This window comes from Paracoccus marcusii (genome assembly GCF_028621715.1).
In the GTDB taxonomy this organism is placed as follows: Bacteria; Pseudomonadota; Alphaproteobacteria; order Rhodobacterales; family Rhodobacteraceae; genus Paracoccus; species Paracoccus marcusii.
This window is the reverse complement of the sequence record NZ_CP117466.1, coordinates 848483-868918: the sequence shown is the minus strand read 5'-3', so window position 1 is coordinate 868918 and position 20436 is coordinate 848483. Positions and strand designations below refer to the sequence as shown.

Below are 20436 nucleotides of genomic sequence, written 5' to 3'. Positions count from 1 at the left end.
CCGCGCTTGACCCTAGGGCGGGCGGCGTCTAACCCGAAGCCGCAGCCTGCGCTGTCGCGGCTGGCACCTGATGGAGGGATCATGTCCGACCGCTATTCGCTTCTCATCCTGCCCGGCGACGGGATCGGCCCCGAAGTCATGGGCGAGGTGGTCAAGGTCATCGACTGGTTCCAGGTGAACCGCGGCATGACCTTCGACGTGACCCATGACCTGGTGGGCGGCGCTGCCTATGATGTGCATGGCGTGCCCTTGGCGGATGCGACGATGGCCAAGGCTCAGGCGGTGGATGCGGTCCTGCTGGGTGCGGTCGGCGGCCCGAAATACGACGTCCTGGATTTCAGTGTTAAACCCGAACGCGGCCTGCTGCGCCTGCGCAAGGAGATGGACCTGTTCGCCAACCTGCGTCCGGCGCAGTGCTTTGACGCGCTGGCCGACTTCAGCAGCCTGAAGCGCGAGGTCGTGGCCGGCCTGGACATCCTGATCGTGCGCGAGCTGACCTCAGGCGTCTATTTCGGCGAACCGCGCGGCATCCATTCCGACGACAACAATCCCGACAACGAGGGTGGCCGCGTCGGCATCAACACCCAGCGTTACACCAGCGGAGAGATCCGCCGCGTCGCCCGGTCCGCCTTCGAGCTGGCCCGCGCCCGCGGCAACAAGGTCTGTTCGATGGAAAAGGCCAACGTGATGGAATCGGGCATCCTGTGGCGCGAGGAGGTCCAGTGGGTGCATGACAACGAATACCCCGACGTGGCCCTGTCGCACATGTATGCCGATAACGGCGCGATGCAGCTGGTGCGCGCGCCGCGCCAGTTCGACGTGATCGTGACCGACAACCTGTTCGGCGACCTGCTGTCGGACGCGGCGGCGATGCTGACCGGCTCGCTGGGCATGCTGCCGTCCGCGTCGCTGGGCGCGGTGATGGCGAACGGCCGGCCCAAGGCGCTGTACGAACCGGTCCACGGATCGGCACCCGACATCGCGGGGCAGGGCAAGGCCAACCCGATCGCCTGCATCCTCTCCTTCGCCATGGCCCTGCGCTATTCCTTCGGCGAGGGTGCCGCGGCCGACGCGCTGGAGGCCGCGGTCGAGCGTGTGCTGGCCGACGGCCTGCGCACCGCCGACCTGATGGGGCCCGACGGCGGCACCCCGATCAGCACGGCGCAGATGGGCGATGCCATCGTCGCCGCGCTGGAGGCCTGATTGGCCCTGACCGCCAATGTCAGAGGCGCATTGCTGCAGCTTGCGGCGATGGGCCTCTATGCCACGCATGACGTGGTGATCAAGTCGCTGGGTGCCATCTATCCGGCGATGCAGATCCTGTTCTTCGCATCGCTCCTGTCGTTCCCGCTGGTCAGCATCGTGCTGATGCGCGACCCCCAGCCCGGCACGCTGCGCCCGGCCAATCCGGGCTGGGTGATCCTGCGCACGTTGTGCGCCGTGGTGGCGGGGATGGCGGGGTTCTTCGCCTTCTCGACCCTGCCGCTGACGCAGGTCTATGCGATCCTGTTCACGACGCCCCTGCTGATCACCATCCTGTCGATCCCGCTTCTGGGCGAGAGGGTCGGCTGGCACCGCTGGGCCGCCGTCATCGTCGGCCTGACCGGCGTGCTGATCGTGCTGCGCCCGGGCGGGCAGGAGATCCAGCTGGGCCACATCGCCGCGATGGCCGGCGCCACGGCCAGCGCGTTGGCCGCGGTGATCATCCGCCGCCTTGGCCGGGCCGAACGCCCGATGGTGCTGATGATGTGGCCGATGCTGGGCAACTTCTTCGCGACCGGCGCGGCGCTGTCGGTCAGCTATCAGCCGATGGAGCTGGTGCATCTGGCGATGACCGGCATCATCGCGGGGCTTGGCCTGATGGGCGGGTTCCTGGTCATCATGGCCTATCGCACCGGAGAGGCCGCGATCGTGGCGCCCATGCAGTATTCGCAGATCCTGTGGGCGACCGGCTATGGCTGGTTCCTGTTCGGAGAGGGCGTCGACCCCGCCACCCTGCTGGGCGCGGGGGTGATCATCGCCTCGGGCATCTACATCGTCTGGCGCGAAGGCCGCGGCGTCAGCGCCAATCGCCCCGCCACCAGCGCCCGCCTGCGCGCCGAGACGGTGACGGCGCCGAAATCGACGATCCTGCAAAGATTGTGGGCGCCCCGTCGCTGATGGGGGCTTGCATTCTCCGGATCGTCGCGCTACCTGCCCGTCCTACGGTCGGAGCGTAGCGCAGCCTGGTAGCGCACCTGCTTCGGGAGCAGGGGGTCGGAGGTTCGAATCCTCTCGCTCCGACCATTTCCCCGATGTTTAGCGGCAGATAGTTTTGCCTTTTCTGTCAGTCGGTCTGCCTCTCAGGCATCTCAGATATACGAAAGCGGACGGTCACAGGTCGGCGCGTGAACGACGCGCAGAGCCGTTTGCTGGCATTCGTGTTCGCCGCGCACTGTTTGGGCTTTCCGGACGCAGCGTTGGGCACGACCCTCAACGGAAGGCCGAAGCATAAACCCTGACAAGTACGCTGGAATCTTTCCATGCGACTTGTATGTTTGTCGGGCAATAGGCGGTTAAGAATGGCGGAGAAATTGGCAGGGGCACAGCAGGAACTCATCGTTCGTGGCGAACAGGTGGAACGGGTATTCATCAACTACCTGGACAACAAGTACGTTGTGAACCGACGCTATCAGCGAAAGCTGATCTGGACGATTGAAGAGAAGCAGAACTTCATCGACTCTATCATCAGGGGCTTCCCGGTTCCGATTATCCTGCTTGCCGAGCCGCTTGGACGGCAGGACGGCACCCTGGAAATCATCGATGGGATGCAACGGATGAACGCCATTACGTCATTTATCGGGAACGAATATACAGTCGGCGGAGGATACTTTGACCTCAACACCTTTGCGACGACGAAAGATCTCCTCGATCGCAAGGTGATCGAACAGAGGACTCCGATCCTTGATCGCGATCAGTGTTTGGCGATTGCGTCCTATCCGGTGCCGCTCTCGATCTACGAGGCGGCTCGTGGCGAGTCCGTGGAAGAAGTCTTCCGGCGTATCAACTCCGGTGGCCGACAGCTCTCCCGGCAGGAACTGCGGGCGGCAGGCGCCACAGACGCCTTTGCCGACTGCGTTCGCCAGATCTCGGCAGGCGTCCGGGGCGACACCTCGAACTCAGACCTGCTTCTGCTCGGCGAGATGAATAAGATCAGCATAACCAATCGCGAACTCGATTACGGCATCAGTGCCGACAGCGTGTTCTGGGTGGCGCATGGAATTTTGACAAAGGACCAGCTTCGGCAGAGCCGAGACGAGGAGATGGTAGCTGACCTGGTTGCATACATGGTCTCAGACGAACCTTTGCCATCCCGGACGGAGCTGTTCGACGACTACTATGGCGCTACATTCCCGGTGACCACGACAAGCAAGGCAAGGTTTGATGCTGTAGATAACGCGATCAGGAAGCGAAGCCCGGAACTGGTCGATCTTGACTATCAGCGTGTACAGGACGCTCTTATCCTGTTGCTTGGGCAAGCCCGGACCACGTTCACAACGCTCATCTTCCCGAATGGGAACGGCGGCAATCCAGTGCCGCGTTACTTCCAAGCCGTATTTCTCGCCTTTCACGATCTGATCGTGAGGCGCGGCATGGTCGTGTCCAACAGCGCGGGCCTCATCAGGTGCCTCACCGACTGCGGGAAGAACGTCGAGATCCAGGACGGTGGCAAATGGGGCGCGGAAAACCGCGGTAAGACGGTCAACTCCGTCGTAGGCTGGATCCAAGGTCATTTCGAAGACGACAAGAACCCCGATCCAGCAAAGGTTCATTGGGTTACCAAGTTCCAGAACCTCCTGACGAACTCGAAGACTGAGCAGGCTGCTTACGACTTCAAGCAGGGCTTCTACACGCTCAATGCCAACCCCTCGTTTGACGAGGGTTCGTTCGACAAGATCATCGAAACTTGTGCTGCCATAGCAAACATCGGCAAAGGGCATAAGGGCTATGTCCTCGTGGGCGTTGCCGAGAATGCCGCGACGGCGGCTAGAGTGCATGATTTGTTCGGAATTCAGCCTTTGACCCATGGCGGCTTCTACGTGACCGGAGTGGAACACGAGGCTCAGCACTCCGGAAAAAACCTTGACCAGATGTTCCAAGATATCACCGACCGAATTAGTCGATCTGCTCTGTCGGAGCCTCTGCGCTCCTACGTGAATTCTCATGTGAAGTGCGTCCAGTATTTCGACAAAACAATTTTTGTTTTCGAGGTGCTTGGCCAGGAAGGTCCATCCCATGTCGGCGGGAAATGGCCGGAACGCCAAGGCCCACAGGTGAAGGACGTAACTCCCGACCGAATGGGCACTCTCTTCGAACGCTTTAAGTAAGTCGTTTGACAGCGTCCTATATGGATAGAGCCATTTTTACTTCTGGCGCTCTGCTCCGGTTTCTTCAGCGTAGCGTCGTCCACGCTGAGGAAGCAATCGATGGGTGGAGGGGTACCGCGATCGCTGATCCAGCAGACAGCCGCGCCTCCGCTTCGCTCTGGCACAGCTGACGACTCTTCATTTATTTGTCCGCCTGCCATCCGGCCAGCAATCTGAACGCGGGCTCTGGTGCCGCTGCGCTCAGCCTCCACGGAGAAATCCGGTTCTCCCCTCGCACAAGCGCGCGTGTCCCTCCAATTTCACCGTTCCGGCCCAGTGTGTCAGATCTCCCTCCGGCCGCTGGTTTCTAGGTGCGCATTGTCGATGCGCCTGATAACAATTTCACAACCTCACGCATCTCGGGCAGGCGATACATTGTACGACAACGCATTCAACAAGATTGAAAAAGACCTTCGCGCTGAAGAGGGCATTGCTAATGAGCTGGACTATGTAGAGCAGACCTCATGGGTCTTGTTCCTCAAATACCTGCACGATCTGGAAACTGAGCGTCAGGACCGCGCTGAGCTGGACGGCGACGATTACACGCCGATCATCAACGGCGGGTTCCGTTGGGACAAATGGGCAGCTCCGAAGAAGAACGGTGAGCTTGACCACAATGTCGCCCGCATCGGCGATGACCTGATCAAGTTCGTAGATCAGGAATTATTCCCGTACCTCGCCTCCTTCCGCCAATCCGCCACCAGCCCGCAGACCATCCAATACAAGATCGGCGAGGTATTCACCGAGCTGCGCAGCAAGTTCCGTTCAGGCTATATCCTGCGTGACGTTCTCGAAGCCGTAGACGGTCTGTCCTTCAACACCCAGGCAGGACGGCACGAGCTGTCCCAACTTTACGAAACCCGTATCCGGCGCATGGGTAATGCGGGCCGCAACGGGGGTGAATACTATACGCCGCGCCCGCTGATCCGCGCCATGATCAAGGTCACGGACCCCAAGATCGGCGAGACGATCTATGACGGCGCGGTTGGTTCGGCGGGCTTTCTCTGCGAAGCCTATGATTATCTGCGCACCGACAAGCTGTCGGCATCCGATTACGAAGCCCTGCAAACCAAGACCTTCTACGGTCAAGAGAAGAAGGGCCTCGCCTACATCATCGGGATCATGAACATGGTTCTGCACGGGATCGAGGCTCCGAACCTTATCCACGCCAACACGCTCAATGAAAACGTGATGGATATTCAGGAAAAGGACCGCCACGACATCATCCTCGCCAATCCGCCCTTCGGCGGCGGCGAGCGGCGCGAGGTCCAGCAGAACTTCCCAATTCGCACCGGCGAGACCGCCTATCTGTTCCTGCAACACTTCATCCGCAAGCTACGGGCCGGTGGGCGTGCTGCTGTCGTGATTAAGAACACCTTCCTCAGCAACACCGACAACGCCAGTGTCGCCCTACGCAAGGAACTGCTAGAGGCGACAGAGCTGCATACCATCCTCGATTGCCCGCAAGGCACGTTTCAGGGGGCAGGGGTCAAGACTGTCGTGCTGTTCTTCGAAAAGGGGGCACCGACGCGGGACATCTGGTTTTACCAGCTCGATCCGGGCCGCAACATGGGCAAGACCAAGCCGCTGAACGATACTGACCTGGCTGAGTTTATGGAGTTGCAGCGCACCCGGCCTAACGGGCCGAAAAGCTGGATCATGAAACGCGCTGATCTTGATGAGCACACCTACGATTTGTCGGTCAAGAACCCCAACGCGCCCGAGGCCGAGGCGCTGCGAAGCCCCGAAGAGATCATCGCCGACATGCTGGCGCGGGATGCTGAGACGGCACAAATCCTCGAAGATATTCGGGGGATGCTGTGAACGACTTAGGCGTGGAAGGGTGGCATGAGCGGCAACTAGAAGAAGTTGCTGACGTGGGCGCGGGTAATCCCGCACCGCAGGACAAGAAGCTGTTCGAAGGTGGGCGGTACCCTTTTATCAGAACGTCGGACGTTGGCCAAATTCGATTTGGCGAGATCGAGAGCACATCAGACCTTTTGAACGAGAAAGGAGTTGTAGGACTCCGTCTTGTTCCTGCCGGAACGATTTTGATGCCGAAGAGTGGCGCCTCAACCTTTCTGAACCATCGTGTTATCACCCGTCGAGACGCTTATGTGTCAAGCCACTTGGCTACAATCACCGCGAAGAGCGGACTCGCTGAGCCTCGCTATCTGTTATATGCTCTTAGCAGGATTGCCGCGCAGGAATTGCTGCCGGAGAATTCTTATCCGTCCCTGAATCTTTCTCTCATTAAATCTATCAAGCTGCCCCTCCCACCGCTTGAAGAACAACAGCGGATTGTTGCGGTTCTGGACGAGGCATTCGAGGGTCTGGCCCGCGCCCGCGCCCACGCAGAAGCCAACCTCCAAAACGCGCGGGAGTTGTTTGGCAGTGCTTTGCATGTAGCGTTTAAGGATGAAACCATCTCATGGAATAACACTGCGCTTGCTACGCTTGGCTCAGTCGTCACTGGGTCAACGCCAAAAACCTCAGATCAGGGAAACCTTGGGGATCACTTGCCCTTCGTGACGCCCGGCGATTTTTTGCCAGATGGCTCGCTAGCTTATGACAACCGAGGTTTAAGCGAGAAGGGAGCCTCAGTTTCTCGTATACTTCCCACTGGTTCTGCATTGATGGTTTGTATTGGTGCGACCATCGGAAAGACAGGCTATTGTGATCGCCCCATAGCCACGAACCAGCAGATCAATGCAGTTATTCCAAATGACCATATTAGTGGCGAATACCTTTACTATCAGATGCTAACTCCTGAGTTTCAGGCTGCCGTCATGCATGGCTCTGGTCAAGCAACATTGCCGATCATCAATAAGGGTAAATGGAGCAAGCTCACTGTCCGTGTCCCAAACGATCTGACGAAACAGACACACATTGTTAATCGGCTTTCTGGCCTTCGCGCCCAAATCGATACAACATTGGCACAATACAAGGCTCAGATTATGGATATCGCTGACCTACGCCAGACCCTTTTGCATAAGGCATTTTCTGGAGAATTGACGTGAGACTACATCTATGACTGACACGTTTGACACCTTCTTGCGAATTCCTATCAGCTTCAAGAATGGCGAGTGGGTGACCCCAACAGGCCAAAAGCTGACTGCGCTAGAAGGAACCACGGCAGAGCTTGTTCTGCCCGCGGAGGCCAGCTCAAAACTTTGGCCTCAACGAGAGGTGCCTGCGCGTAAGCTCTGCCAGTTTCTCGCCGCAGGTGCGCCTTTGGTGTTTTGCGCTTCAGGTGAGACAGCATGAATCACTGACGGGGACGCTTCTGAAGCACCTGATACCACCGCACGCCATGCGTGGAAAAGTTGAGTGGGGTTCCGTAAAAGGCTGGCACTCGACGGAAGCGCACTTCATCCAGATCGCACTCGGCGCATCAACCGAGAAGCAAAAAAAGAAAGTCCCTGGTTTCATAGGTGGTCTGCTGGTCGAGATCCGAGGCAAGGCGATCAAGGTAATGGACATTTCGCCCATCACGCTGCCAGAGGGGATAAGCGAGAAAAAGCCTTCATCTTTAAATCATGCCTTCACGATCCTGTCGGAGGTCTATGAAATACATCGCGCCGCTCATACCGGCAGCATCTACGAGACAGTTTTCTACCAGGGTGGCGATGATCGTTGGTATCCTCTGGGCCACCTTCGAAAGCTTGGTGGCACTGACTTTGGCAACACAGCTCTCGCCCATGAAAAGACTGCTGACCTGTTCTCGGAACTAAATGAACATTGAGAGCCAAACGATTTTAGGATGTGCCGTGCATGAGTATCCACGACGAAACCGAAGCCGATACCCGCGCCGAGCGTATAGACCCGATCCTCGCTGCGGCGGGCTGGGGGCTCAACGGCAGTAAGGTTCGTCGTGAAGTCATTTGCCCCGGTCGCATCCAGTCGGGTGGCACGCGCGGCAAAGGGCTGTCGGCCGATTACGTCTTCATCCACAAGGGCCAGAAGCTCGCCGTGCTGGAGGCCAAGCGCGCCGGCGTCAGCCACCGCAGCGGAGTGGGGCAGGCCAAGGATTATGCCGAACGATTGGGGTCGCGCTTTGCCTATGCCTCCAACGGGCTAAGCTGGTATCAGATCGACATGACCACCGGGACCGAGGCCAACATGGCCTTGCCGTTTCCTACGCCCGATGAGCTGTGGGACCGAACCTTTGCTGACCACAATGAGTGGCGCGAGCGGTTCGGAGCCGTGGACTTCGAAACGGACGGCGGCAAGTGGGAGCTGCGCTATTATCAGCACAAAGCCGTCAATGCTGCACTTGAGGCCCTGGCCAAAGGCGATCGTCGCATTCTGCTAACGCTGGCTACTGGTACCGGCAAGACCTCTATCGCATTCCAGATTGCCTGGAAGTTGTTTCAGTCCGAATGGAACCTGTCGGGTGAACCGGTTCGCCGTCCACGCATCCTTTTCCTAGCCGACCGCAACATCCTTGCTGATCAGGCATATAACTCGTTCAGTGCCTTCCCCAATGATGCCGTGACTCGGATCGACCCAGACACGATCCGCAAGAACCGTGGTCAGCCGCCCAAGAATGCCAGCCTTTTCTTTACGATCTTTCAGACCTTTATGACCGGCGATGGTGGGCCAGTTTACGCGCAGTATCCGCCTGACTTCTTTGACTTCATCGTCGTCGACGAATGCCACCGGGGCGGAGCCAAAGACGAAAGCGAATGGCGCCGGCTGCTTGAGTACTTCGAGCCCGCCGCTCAGCTTGGATTGACGGCCACGCCCAAGCGCAAACACAATGCGGACACTTATGCCTATTTCGGAGAGCCTGTTTATACCTACGCGCTGCGCGACGGGATCGAAGATGGTTTCCTGACGCCGTTCAAGGTCCGCCAGATGGCGAGCACCATTGACGAGTATGTCTATGACGGCAGCGACGACGTGCTGGCTGGCGACGTCGAAGCTGGCGAAAGGTTCGCGGAAGGCGACTTTAACACCCGGATTATCATCGAAGAGCGCGAACTGAGCCGTGTCAAGGAGTTCATGAGGCAGGTTGATCAGCGGCAAAAGACTTTGGTCTTCTGTGCCACCCAGGATCATGCTGCGCTTGTTCGAGACCTGATCAATCAGGTCAAGGATAGTGCGAATCCCAACTACTGCCACCGTGTCACTGCCGACGATGGCGCAGTCGGTGACCAGCACCTGCGAGATTTTCAGGACAATGACAAAACGGTCCCGACTGTTCTAACGACCTCTCAAAAGCTTTCGACCGGCGTTGATGCTCGCAACATTCGCAACATTGTCCTGATGCGCCCGATCCGATCCATGATCGAATTCAAGCAGATCATCGGGCGGGGAACGCGGACGTATGAGGGCAAGGACTTTTTCACGATATGGGATTTTGTGAAAGCGCATCAGAACTTCAGCGACCCCGAGTGGGATGGAGAACCGTTGGCACCGGAACCACGCGGTGGCCCCCCCACGCCGCCGGTTGGACCCGGGCAGGGACCTGACGAGCCGGGGGAGCCCGAGGGTGGAGGCACTGCCGAACCGCCACGTGAAAAAATTTTGGTGAAGTTGTCGGACGGCACGGCTCGGAAAATCCAGTATATCGCGACGACGACCTACTGGAGCCCGGACGGCAAGCCGATGTCAGCAGCCCAGTTCCTTGAACGTCTGTTTGGTGATTTATCTGGTATTGTGACCAGCGAAGATCATCTGCGGGGCATGTGGAGCGATCCTGACAACCGCGAGCATCTGCTTGAGCAGCTATCTGACCGTGGGTATGATCGCGATAGGCTGGAGGATATCCGAAAGCTGGTTGATGCGCCTGACAGCGATCTTTTTGATGTTCTCAGCTACGTCCTCTTCACCAGTCAGCCTAAGACGCGAAGCGAGCGTGCCAATGATGTGCGCTCATCGGGGATCGTCGATGCGGACGGTGACCTGAAAGACCTGCTTTGGGCCATTCTTGGTGCCTATGAGGTCCGAGGGGAAAGCGAGTTGGCAACCAAGAAGCTTGGAACGTTCCTCACCGCGCGCTACGGCAGTGTCAGCGAGGGCAAGGAAAAGCTTGGCGGGCTACCCGTAATACGGGGCGCATTCCGAGACCTGCAGGCATCGCTCTATTCAAACTAGCCTTTTACACAGAGTGGGGTATTCCAGACCGAAAGACCACGGGCTGTTTCTCGCGTTACAGGATGATTCTGACTGTCTGCCCGATAGAGGAACTTCGATCTTGGCACACGTCCTTGCTACTGTCTCTGCATGAACATTCTCGGCATTGATTTCACAAGCAGCCCCTCTCGGCGCAAGCCGATTACTTGTCTTTGCTGCACACTGGAGGGAGATCATCTGCTCACGCGGTCCCTTGAGGAGTGGTCCGACTTTGGCGCGTTCAACTCAGCATTGGTACAGCCCGGGCCGTGGATTGCGGGAATTGATTTTCCCTTCGGTCAGGCCCGCCGATTTGTCGAGACTGCCGGCTGGCCATCGACTTGGGAGGGATATGTTCGACACGCGGGCCAGCTTGGTCGCGACGGCTTTCGCGAGGCATTGGAAGCGTACAAGGAAAACCGGGCTGCGGGTGATAAAGAGCATCGTCGTGCAACCGACAAGCAGGCGAGCTCGATTAGTCCACAGAAGCTTTACGGGGTGCCTGTCGGTCTGATGTTCTTCGAGGGTGCTCCCCGTCTTCTTGCTTCAGGCGTGACCATCCCCCACCTCCATGCCGGTGATGCGCAGCGTATCGTGGTTGAGGCCTATCCTGGCCTTCTGGCCCGTCAATTCATCGGTCGCCGTAGCTACAAGAATGATGCGCGCAGCAAGCAAACTGCAGATCAGCGGCAGGCTCGCCATAGCTTGCTTCATGCCCTGCGCGAGGAGGCGCCAGCCCGATACGGCTTTGGCATCATCGCCCCCGATAACCTGTGCGACGATCCCGGCGCCGACCATCTCGACGCTTTCCTCTGCGCCGTTCAGGCTGCTTGGGCTTGGCGGCAGCGTGATGCGAGGTTTGGCGCGCCGGATGTCGTAGACCCATTGGAAGGATGGATCGCCGATCCGCATATTTCCGATCGTCCTCCTGCGCACCAGTATCCTCAGCCTGCTGTTGCAGTGGCTCATCATCCAGACAGTCACGAACTGGATGATTGGGCGACCTACGGCCCCAAGGACGCCGAGATTAGCCGGCTCGTCAGTTGCCTCGCTCTGGAACATGGACTGCGGGTCCGCGAGATCGAGGATCTGATCCTGCAGACGCTGAAGGACCGGCTTGCATTAAAAGAGAAACGCCCGAAATCGTGACGCTCAACTCTTTACGGAATGAGCATATCGTCAAGAGTTGAGGATGGCGGAGCCAGCAATCGTAGGGGAGGACCGCATGTTTGGGCCGCGCGCCAACCGGCGTTTCGTCAAGAGTGACGGGATTGCACCCGTCGATGCCCATCAGCGGCCGCGCGATTACCTGACGCCGGATGAGATGAGGCGGCTGCTGATCGCGGCCCGGTCAGGGCGGCACGGCCCGCGCGATCATGCCATGCTGCTCCTCATGTATCGGCACGGACTGCGGGTGAGCGAATTGATTGCGCTGCGCCGCAGTGATCTTGATCTAAAAGCGGGAAATCTTTGGGTTCATCGGTTGAAGCGTGGTCTCTCCACCAGCCACCCCCTTGCAGGCGATGAGTTGCGCGCGATCCGGCGTATTCTGTCAGATCGGCAGGATGGCCTGCCCTGGCTGTTCCTGTCCGAGCGCGGTCAGCCGATGACGCGGCAGGCCGTCAACTATCTCGTGACGGTCATTGCGGCACGGGCCGGTCTCGGGGCTGTCCATCCGCACATGCTGCGCCATTCCTGCGGGCATGCCTTGGCCCATGCCGGGCGCGACCTGCGCCTGATCCAAGATTATCTCGGCCATCGCGATCCCCGGCACACGGTACGCTATACGAGAACGGCAGCGACGCGCTTCGAAGGGCTTTGGTAGCATTCCAATCAGATCGTGATGCTGAGGATAAGCCGTTGGTTCGATGCGGTCAGGTCGTCATCTTCAAGAGCTTATGAACAACACGATGACAGTTCGCACAGAGGCACTGAAGGTCTGCAAGACTGGTGCGATGGCCAGCTGTCATTTCCGAAATGGCGGTGGCCTTGTGGTGAACCTCAATGCAAGCCTCACCCTCCGGTCCGCCATAATGGTCCATCGGATCGAAGTTACATTTTTCGCAGAAGAGCCTTCCGTGCTCTTGTCGGAATGAGTCACGTTTGGCCTGCGCCGCGCCCCGTGCCCGCTCGCGGCGGAGGTGATGGACCAGCTGCTGACTTCCCTCCGACCACGTCAGATCGTCAGCCGTGAATTCTGGGATAACAGGCAGTTCCTGATCCTTCGGAACAACGGCATAACCGGCCCTTCGAAGAACTCTGAAACAGGGAGTGCCTTCTCCACCCGAGAAGTGGCTCGGCAATACTGGAAAGCCTAGCGCTAGCGTCGCGGCACGCCCGAAAACGACCTTAGGCGGAAGGCGTTCGCCGTCATCCGTTATCAGGTCGAACGAGCGTGAGTCCGTAGAGGGTGACGACCATCCCTGATCGATAGTATCAAAAACGGCTTGGCGCACATGCTCGGCAGTCACTTCGTGCAGCCGTGCCGCGGGCAGTCGACCTGCAGAGGCGTTAGGGTTGTCTGTGCGTGTTGCTCCGCCGTGAGAGAGAAGTCGCGCGAAGCCTGTTTGCTCTGCCTTGTTCAGTACCGCGGACGGGGAGTATCGGCGGGATTTAGAGCCTTTTGCTCCGCCCGCTTGATCACGAAACTCCTGGTAGGATTTCCCGTGGCACGATCGCAGAGCAATGAAGCCCTCATGCAATAGAGAGCCTTCCCTGACCGGGATCTTCTCTCCAGTAATCTCAATCAGGAAGTTAGCTCGCGAGCTTGACATGCCAATGTCCACTTACGGCCGAGGGGCCTGTCATCAGGATGTTCAGGTGATTGTGCCGATGGTTTACGACATTCTGAACGGCTCGTGACCTATTTACACCCATTTGTCTGTGGCCCTAACCGAACGTCGTCACAACTAGTGTAGAACGATGCCTTAAAAGGATCTTGTCCAAAACGCGGCCATCAACAAGTCCGTTGCTTCTTTAAGGCCCGTTGCGCAGTTTGCCAGTGAACACCGGCTGCCTTTGCGGCGTAATTGGTTGTTGACTTCTCGCCGTAAGCTTTGACGATCAGATCGATTTTATACTTCTTTTTGCTATTCCGGGGTGGTACCTCCCGGCCGGCTATTTTGATCCATCGAGATTGTATCGCGCGTTACACCATGCCGTCTGCTGAGTTCTCTGAATGAATGATGGCTGTCCCAGTCACGCCCTACGTCTTCATAAATATCGATTCCGGCAGCCGAAAGCGCCTTTATTGCCCCATTTCGGTCAAGGATAAAAAGGTTTGCAAATTGCACCAGTGATCCCGAATCATTGTAAAGCTTGCGGACTTCCTCTGCCTCAGGAAGTTCTCGTGAGACGTGGCCCCTTTGCTGCATAGTTAAGCTGCTATGAAGCCACGGCGAGCTCTTGGAGAAATTTACCTGCTGCCACGCATTCTCAAAATCGGATGCAATATTGGCCAGCTCTTCGGCTGAAAGAACCCTCCGACATCGTCTTAGGTCTTGCAGCGGCGAAACTTGGCCGCAGTCGCTTTTGTCCGAACGTGTCGCCTGTGTCTCATCGATCACTGCATCGGTAGAGGAGTGCCGCGACAATGCGGCTAACGAGCCTTCGGCCCGATTTTCCGTCACCGGATCAGGTGCAGCATTTTCGGGGGGTTGCTCCGCGGTCACGTCGTTGGTCCATCCTGCTGGTCAGCTCCGCAATCGTGTCTTGCTTCTCCCCATACGCCAAGATTTTTCGTGACTTTGGCCCCGCCTCTCACTTTGGCCCGGTCCCGCACGGGCCAAAGTGAATGAAGTGCAAGCCGAATGACGGAAATGGTTGCCATGTGATTCGTTTTTCGAATCTCTGAGGAGAGAGCAACTACGCGGACCAAGGACTTGCAGCAGCCCATGAAGGTCAATCTTGAACACCACGAGCTTCTCAAGTGTCGGCTTCGGCTGACGGGATCTTCGATGGCGAAGATCGCCCGGCTACTTGGCATTTCCCAAAGCAGCGTCACAGTGGTCAGCCAGGGATATCGACGATCGCATCGCGTGCAGCGAGAGATCGCGGAACAGCTCGGCACGACCCCAGAGGAGCTCTTTCCGGACCGCTACATCTCACAGGAGGGTCGATCAGCCGAAAGTAGCTGACAACGGGACATGAAAAAGGGGCACCTGCTGGTAACAGGATCGCCCCTCTTAGATGTCGATTGATACCCGACACCAAAGTCATCCCCCGAGGCGAACAAAAAGTCAACCTGCCGGGCGGTCGTCCGGCAGGGCTGTTCAACACATCCACAGAAAAGGGGGATCATGACTGCCCAATCCGGTGTGACTGGCAGCGTGACCGGAACATCATGAAACAGAACCTGATCTACATCGGCCCTGAGCCAAGCCACGCGACGCGGGCCATCTCGCGCCGTTCCAAGGCCAGTCTACGCGGGGCGCTTGTCGTAAAGCTGCCGGGCTTTGAGCGTCCGCGCATCATCCAGTTTGAGAGCGCGCTTGAATACGCGTTCCTCTGCCTGATGCTGGTGCGCACTGACATCCACCATATCTGGGACCAGCCGACGGCGGTGCAATACGCCGACGCCAGCGGGCTGCCAGCGAAGCACGTCTTCGACTTCCTGGTCACTACGACAGGGGGAGAACGTGTTGCAGTGGCTATCAAGCCGATGCAGCGGGTAATCCAGCAGAACTTCGTCTCTGAGCTGGAGCGAGTTGCCGCCGCAACGCCGAAGCAATTTGCGGACCGCGTCATGCTGATCACGGATCAGCACCTCGATCGCCGTGCAGCTGCCGAGGCCGCACGCCAGCTGGCCCGGTCGCGCCCACCTTTTACGGAGGTGGCAGCATGACAATCCGTTTCCGGTTCTCGAAGTCTGACCTGATCACCGCCGCTGGCGTTGCCATGCGCCCGTTGGAAATCGACGACAAGGGCGGCCTCTTCGAGCGGCTCGGCCAACCGGGCATCACAGAACGCCTGACGCATGAGGAACTGGCGGACCTGCTGCGACAACCCGACACCGCCTATATCGCCGGCTATTTTGATCGCGCCAAGCAGGACCTGCGCGGTCGTAAGCCGACCGATATCATCAATGGGCTTGCACATGATGTTCGGCGGCTGGTCATCTGGCGCAAAGCGGTCTGTGATGCCTTTCTGGCCTTTGAGGCAGCCGGGGAAATCAATCGGACTCATGCAGGCTACGCTGAGGGCCGTGCCAAGCTTTCCTGCGAGGTGGAGCGGCGGGTCGGTGAGGGCATGGCGGCGGCAAAGCTGGCCCGGCCGGGCGCGGAAATCATCACGCGCCAGCTTCCGGGCAGCCGCACGGCATTCCAATGGGTGCGCAGCTACGAGCGGGCAGGGTACTCCGCCCTCGCCCTGATTCCGGAAACTCATCGCTGCGGCAACCGCGCCCCTCGATGGTGTCTTCACTCGGAAGCTTTGATGAACCAGGTCATCGAGATCTACGCCGATACGCAACGGCCCACCAAGGCAGCGGCGGTGGCTGACACGCGGCAGCTGTTCGTCCGCGAGAGCGAGCGCAGGGCAGCTGCTGGAGCCCCCACGCTTGTCGTCCCGTCTGCGGCCAGTCTCAGACGGCGTTTGGGTCTTGCGGATCCGTATTACGTCCATGCCAAGCGCTATGGCACGGCGGCCGCGAACGCCAAGTTCACGCTTTTTGAGACAGGGGTGGACGTGACGCAGCCGCTTGAGCGTGTCGAGATGGACGAGAACCGCCTCGATGTGATCTCGCTCCTGACGCTGTCGGGCATCTGGGATCATCTTCCGCCCGAGCGGCAGGAGCGGTTCGAGGCCGGTCGGCGTTGGCTCTATGTCGCGATCGACTGCGCAACGAGATGCATCCTCTCCATGCGCCTGGCCGAGACACCGAACTCCAGCGATGCGGTCAGGGCGCTGCGGGACATCTTCATCGACAAGACGCCAATGGCGCGTGCGGCCGGATGCGAAAGCACATGGCATCATCATGGCGGGGTGCAGGCACTGGTCACCGACCAGGGGACGGCATTCACGTCCGATGACTTCCAAGGCGCCGTTTTGTCCCTCGGCGTTACTACGCTTCTGCCGCCTGCCGGGAAGCCATGGCTTCGTGGCCATATCGAAACGTTCTTTCGGACGTATGGCCACCAACTGATGCCCTTGCTGGCCGGAAGGACCTTCTTCGACACGATCCAGCGTGGCGATTATCCGTCAGAGCAATTGGCCTGCCTCTGCGACGACGATCTGATCACCATTCTGCTGACCTATGTCGTCGACATCTATCACAACCAAGGGCACGGCTCACTTGGGGGAGAAACCCCCAACGAGGCTTGGGCGCGACTGGTGGCCAGGTATGGAACACCTCCGGTCCCGGACGGCCTGACGCTGCGCCGCGCATTTGGCAGGCCTCTGGAGCGCAAGCTGCGGGGCGACGGGATCTTGCTTTCGGGGCTGACCTACAGCTGCAAGGCGCTGCGGGAGGCGTTCCTGCACTCCCCGCAGCGAAACGTAGAGATACGCGCGGATCTGCGGGACATGGGATGGATCGCAGTAAAGGTGGGCGCTACGTGGCACCCGGCTACGGCGAATCAAAGCGGCTTCGATGGTGTCAGTTATGATCTGATGCAAGAAGCTACCCGGACCTTGCGCAGCAAGCATCGGAAAGATGCCGAACTCGACGCGCCGAAAGTCCGCAGGGCCATCGAACGGATTTCGGACATCAACCGCCGCGCGTTCGCGCTGAGGGAGCTGACCCCGTTCCATGTCACCGACCTGGATGTGGAGCGCCATCAGGCCGCCCTGCAGTATCCCGTCCGATCCGATGCGGAGCGGCTTGCGCGCATGACCCCATCTGCCGATCCCCTGGTTGACGGCATTCAGATCACGCCGCGAACGTTCATGCCGCCGGATCTGCCCAAAGACAGTTCCGAGTCGCCGGCACAGGAGCGCACGCGCAAGAACCGTTGGAGGTTCGATGATGAGCAGTGACCGGATCAAATATACTGCCCGGAGGATCGCGCTTCTGCGCGGTCACTTCATCCACCACGATCGTTTTGAGCCGCTTGAGGCTCGCTTCTCCCTCCTGATCGAGAAGCGGCTGGCCGATTGCGAGGCGGGAAGGACGAGCGAAGCGCATGGACTGGCCCTTTCGGGCCCATCCGGCGCAGGGAAGACATCAGCGATGGTTCAGCTCATGGTGCGGAGCCGCGGATGGCTTGAGCGCTCCGGTCATGAGGATTTTTCAATCGTTAGTATCAGGGTGCCGTCACCTGCGACGTTGAAGTTCGTCGGACAGACCCTGCTGCGGGCCCTCGGCTACCAGATCAGTTCCGAACGGCAGGCCTGGTACATCTGGGACCTGGTCCGGCATCACCTGAAAGAGCGGAAAATCCTCTTTGTCCATCTGGACGAGGCCCAGGATCTGGCATCCCGCGGAACACGGCATGAGCTTGATTCGGTTGCCTCCATGCTCAAAACGCTGATGACGGATTCGGAATGGCCGGTTGGCATCATTCTCTCGGGCACACCAGAACTCGAGGACATTCTGAACCATGATTCGCAGCTGGCCCGGCGCATGGACACGGTCCACTTCGAGAGCCTGTCGCCGGTGGCGCACGGGAATGATGTCCTTGACCTCATCGAAAGCTACTGCAGCAAGGCAGAGCTTGCGCCGGGCTCGGATACTCTTGAGCTCGCGCACGGGGAGCGGCTCATCCACGCCGCTGCAAACCAGTTCGGCCTAGTCATCGAGTTGATCGTCGCGGCTGTCGAGCAGGCGTATCTGGCCGGTGCACCCCGGCTGACCCGTGCTCATTTTGCCTTGGCTTATCACCTGCGCACGGCCTGTGACGACACGTTCAATCCCTTCATCATCCCTGATTTTGTCCGCATCGATGCGCGGCAGGTCTTCTCACGGGAGAAACGCTGATGTTCAGCAGCCTTAAGCAGCTCCCCCTGACAGTAGATCTAGTGCCCGGCGAGTGCGCCACCTCCCTCGGATCACGTCTGGCCCGCAGGAACGGCGTGCAAAGGCTGATTACCTTCTGCTCCGATGTCGGGATCGACTATTTCGCGCTTGCGAATGGCGACCCTCAGGAGGTGGGCCGTCTGGCTGCACTTGCCGGCGTTGATAGCGCATGCCTCCAGATGAACACCCCCCAGCTCATCGAGCCGGGATGGTTCCGCCTTGGCGAGGAGCGGATCAAGTTCACTGCTTTCAGCCGCACCTCACTGCGAAGCTGCCCGGCCTGTCTGACGGCCGGCCTGCATGTAGATTATTCAGCCCATCATGGCCTGTGGCAGCTGACATCCGTCCGGACCTGCGCGGTTCATGGCTGCTATCTCGTTCCACTGCCACCACGTCAGAATGGCAATGATACCTTTGACATCATGCGGATGCTTGAGGAGTACGTTCCGGTCGAACCGGCCCCTGCAAGGGCTGATGATCTGGAGCTGGAGCGATACCTGCGTCAGCGGGTTAAGACCGGTGCAGGAGACGGCTGGCTGGGCCGCTTACCGTATCATGTCGCGGCGCAGACATGCGAGGGGTTCGGCCTCCTCCTCACCCGTGGGGCGGATACCAAGCGCGATCTGGTTGCGCCGGCTGAATGGGCAGCTGCTGGAACGGCGGGGTTTCGAGTGCTGTGCAAGGGCCCGGACGCCTTTCGCGCCAAGCTTAAAGACATTCAGATGGCGCAGCCGATCGATGCCACGCTCTACCGAACCCGCTTTCGGGTGTTCTTCGAATGGCTACGCTATCGCGATGATGATCCGGACTTTGATTCCATCCGGGACATCGTCCGGGACTTCGTGTTCCGAAACTTCCCAATCGCGGAAGGGCAGGTGGTGCTTGGGCAGCCTTGTCCAGAGCAGTACGTCCATTCGTTCGCGACGGCGCGAAGTACCTTCGGCATCTCAAGCTGGCAGCTCGGAAGGCGGCTGGCGGCTTGCGGCCTTGCTCAGCGCAGCAACGTCAGCAAGCGGTTCATTCTGAGTGATTATGCGCCGGCCGATGTCGTCCGCGGCATCGTCACGGAGGTCGACGCTCTCCTAAACGCGACGGAGGCAGCAGAGCGGGTCGGCGTCGACCGCATCATGATGACGAAGTTCACGGCGCGGGGGCTGATCCCGAGATACTATGCCGAGCATAACACCACCCCGCTCTACCACCCTCGCGACCTTGCGGCGTTTCTGGCTAAGCTGAGCGGGCTCGTGGTCAAGGATGACCCGCAAGATCCTCTCGATATTCCTGAGGCATCAAGAAGACTCAGCGTGCCGATGGATCGCGTCACCGAGGTCATTCTCGAGAACCGGATCAAGTTATACGCGAACGGGGCACCCCAACCGCACTTCCGCGACTTCCGCTTGTCGCTCGATGCACTACGGGAGGCGTTCAGCGCTGAACAAGAGGGAGCGGTGACGCCAACCGAGGCTGCAAAACGCTTGCAGGTGAGCGTCCGCACGGTGCGCGGCCTGCTCGACCAAGGCATCTTGGAGCCTCGCGTGGTTGAGGAACGACGGACAGCCCGGACCCGCCGCTACGTCTCCTCCCGATCGGTTGAAAAATTCGCGGGCGAGTACATCACGGTCACCACTTTGGCTGCACAGTCTGGTCGCCTGCCTGGCGCCGAGGCCATCCTGCAGAGCGATCGTGGCATTCAGCCGCTCGCCTTGGACAGCCGCTGCAACACGATATACCGACGGAGTGACTTAATTTGGGTTGCAGAAGCGAGCTTTTTTGTATGAAGATCAAAGCGCTCCTCATGTTCAGAACTCGCCGTTGAAACCATCTCCACTAGTCCAAGAGACACCATCTATTTGAATGATGCGTACACAATATAATTGGTTGAGCCAGCACTAATTCGTCTGTTGTCGGTCCGCGGACCGAAGACGCCGAGCCAATGATCTAGCTTCGACCGCGCTA

General features: G+C 59.0%; 16 protein-coding genes and 1 tRNA gene. 15 read left to right on the top strand and 2 right to left on the bottom strand.

What is annotated here, in order from left to right; genetic code table 11:
* Window positions 1–81: 81 nt before the first annotated feature.
* The 10 genes from leuB to PRL19_RS04165 all read left to right on the top strand — a co-directional run bounded on the left by leuB (window position 82) and on the right by PRL19_RS04165 (window position 12351).
* Window positions 82–1203, top strand: a complete 1122-nt coding sequence (leuB, locus tag PRL19_RS04210; protein ID WP_273743988.1) for a 3-isopropylmalate dehydrogenase — start codon at window positions 82–84, stop codon at window positions 1201–1203.
* 6 nt (window positions 1204–1209) lie between these two features.
* The gene (locus tag PRL19_RS04205; RefSeq protein WP_084693835.1) at window positions 1210–2160 is read left to right on the top strand and encodes a DMT family transporter; all 951 of its coding nucleotides are present in this window, start codon (window positions 1210–1212) and stop codon (window positions 2158–2160) included.
* Window positions 2161–2209: 49 nt separating this feature from the next.
* A tRNA-Pro gene (locus PRL19_RS04200) sits at window positions 2210–2286 on the top strand.
* Window positions 2287–2561: 275 nt separating this feature from the next.
* The gene (locus PRL19_RS04195; protein WP_273743987.1) at window positions 2562–4367 is read left to right on the top strand and encodes a DUF262 domain-containing protein; all 1806 of its coding nucleotides are present in this window, start codon (window positions 2562–2564) and stop codon (window positions 4365–4367) included.
* A gap of 414 nt (window positions 4368–4781) precedes the next feature.
* Window positions 4782–6230: a class I SAM-dependent DNA methyltransferase gene (locus PRL19_RS04190; RefSeq protein WP_273743985.1), complete on the top strand. Its 1449-nt coding sequence runs from the start codon at window positions 4782–4784 to the stop codon at window positions 6228–6230.
* Window positions 6227–7426, top strand: a complete 1200-nt coding sequence (locus tag PRL19_RS04185) for a restriction endonuclease subunit S (RefSeq protein ID WP_273743984.1) — start codon at window positions 6227–6229, stop codon at window positions 7424–7426. The genes PRL19_RS04190 and PRL19_RS04185 overlap by 4 nt, the downstream gene beginning before the upstream one ends.
* A 233-nt stretch (window positions 7427–7659) precedes the next feature.
* Window positions 7660–8151, top strand: coding sequence for a hypothetical protein (locus PRL19_RS04180; RefSeq protein ID WP_273743983.1), 492 nt, complete (start codon window positions 7660–7662; stop codon window positions 8149–8151).
* Window positions 8152–8180: 29 nt separating this feature from the next.
* The gene (gene hsdR / locus PRL19_RS04175; RefSeq protein WP_273743982.1) at window positions 8181–10508 is read left to right on the top strand and encodes an EcoAI/FtnUII family type I restriction enzme subunit R; all 2328 of its coding nucleotides are present in this window, start codon (window positions 8181–8183) and stop codon (window positions 10506–10508) included.
* 129 nt (window positions 10509–10637) lie between these two features.
* Entirely contained in the window at window positions 10638–11675 is a 1038-nt protein-coding gene (locus tag PRL19_RS04170; protein ID WP_273743981.1) for a DUF429 domain-containing protein, read from the top strand.
* 76 nt (window positions 11676–11751) lie between these two features.
* Entirely contained in the window at window positions 11752–12351 is a 600-nt protein-coding gene (locus tag PRL19_RS04165; RefSeq protein WP_273743980.1) for a tyrosine-type recombinase/integrase, read from the top strand.
* Between the two features lie 49 nt (window positions 12352–12400).
* On the opposite strand, the gene PRL19_RS04160 is transcribed toward PRL19_RS04165, so the two are convergent.
* Together PRL19_RS04160 and PRL19_RS04155 are read right to left on the bottom strand one after the other, a co-directional pair.
* Entirely contained in the window at window positions 12401–13300 is a 900-nt protein-coding gene (locus PRL19_RS04160) for an HNH endonuclease (RefSeq protein ID WP_273743979.1), read from the bottom strand.
* Between the two features lie 315 nt (window positions 13301–13615).
* Window positions 13616–14197, bottom strand: coding sequence for a hypothetical protein (locus PRL19_RS04155; protein WP_273743978.1), 582 nt, complete (start codon window positions 14195–14197; stop codon window positions 13616–13618).
* Between the two features lie 222 nt (window positions 14198–14419).
* On the opposite strand from PRL19_RS04155, the gene PRL19_RS04150 reads away from it, so the two are divergent.
* The 5 genes from PRL19_RS04150 to PRL19_RS04130 all read left to right on the top strand — a co-directional run bounded on the left by PRL19_RS04150 (window position 14420) and on the right by PRL19_RS04130 (window position 20258).
* Window positions 14420–14662: a helix-turn-helix domain-containing protein gene (locus PRL19_RS04150; protein ID WP_046000476.1), complete on the top strand. Its 243-nt coding sequence runs from the start codon at window positions 14420–14422 to the stop codon at window positions 14660–14662.
* Window positions 14663–14868: 206 nt separating this feature from the next.
* Entirely contained in the window at window positions 14869–15369 is a 501-nt protein-coding gene (locus PRL19_RS04145) for a Tn7 transposase TnsA N-terminal domain-containing protein (protein WP_232303319.1), read from the top strand.
* Window positions 15366–17501, top strand: a complete 2136-nt coding sequence (locus PRL19_RS04140; protein ID WP_273743975.1) for a DDE-type integrase/transposase/recombinase — start codon at window positions 15366–15368, stop codon at window positions 17499–17501. The genes PRL19_RS04145 and PRL19_RS04140 overlap by 4 nt, the downstream gene beginning before the upstream one ends.
* On the top strand, window positions 17488–18441 hold the full coding sequence (locus PRL19_RS04135; RefSeq protein WP_273743974.1) for an ATP-binding protein: 954 nt from the start codon (window positions 17488–17490) through the stop codon (window positions 18439–18441). Before PRL19_RS04140 ends, PRL19_RS04135 begins: the two co-directional genes overlap by 14 nt.
* The gene (locus PRL19_RS04130; RefSeq protein WP_273743973.1) at window positions 18441–20258 is read left to right on the top strand and encodes a TniQ family protein; all 1818 of its coding nucleotides are present in this window, start codon (window positions 18441–18443) and stop codon (window positions 20256–20258) included. Before PRL19_RS04135 ends, PRL19_RS04130 begins: the two co-directional genes overlap by 1 nt.
* The last annotated feature ends 178 nt before the right edge of the window (window positions 20259–20436 follow it).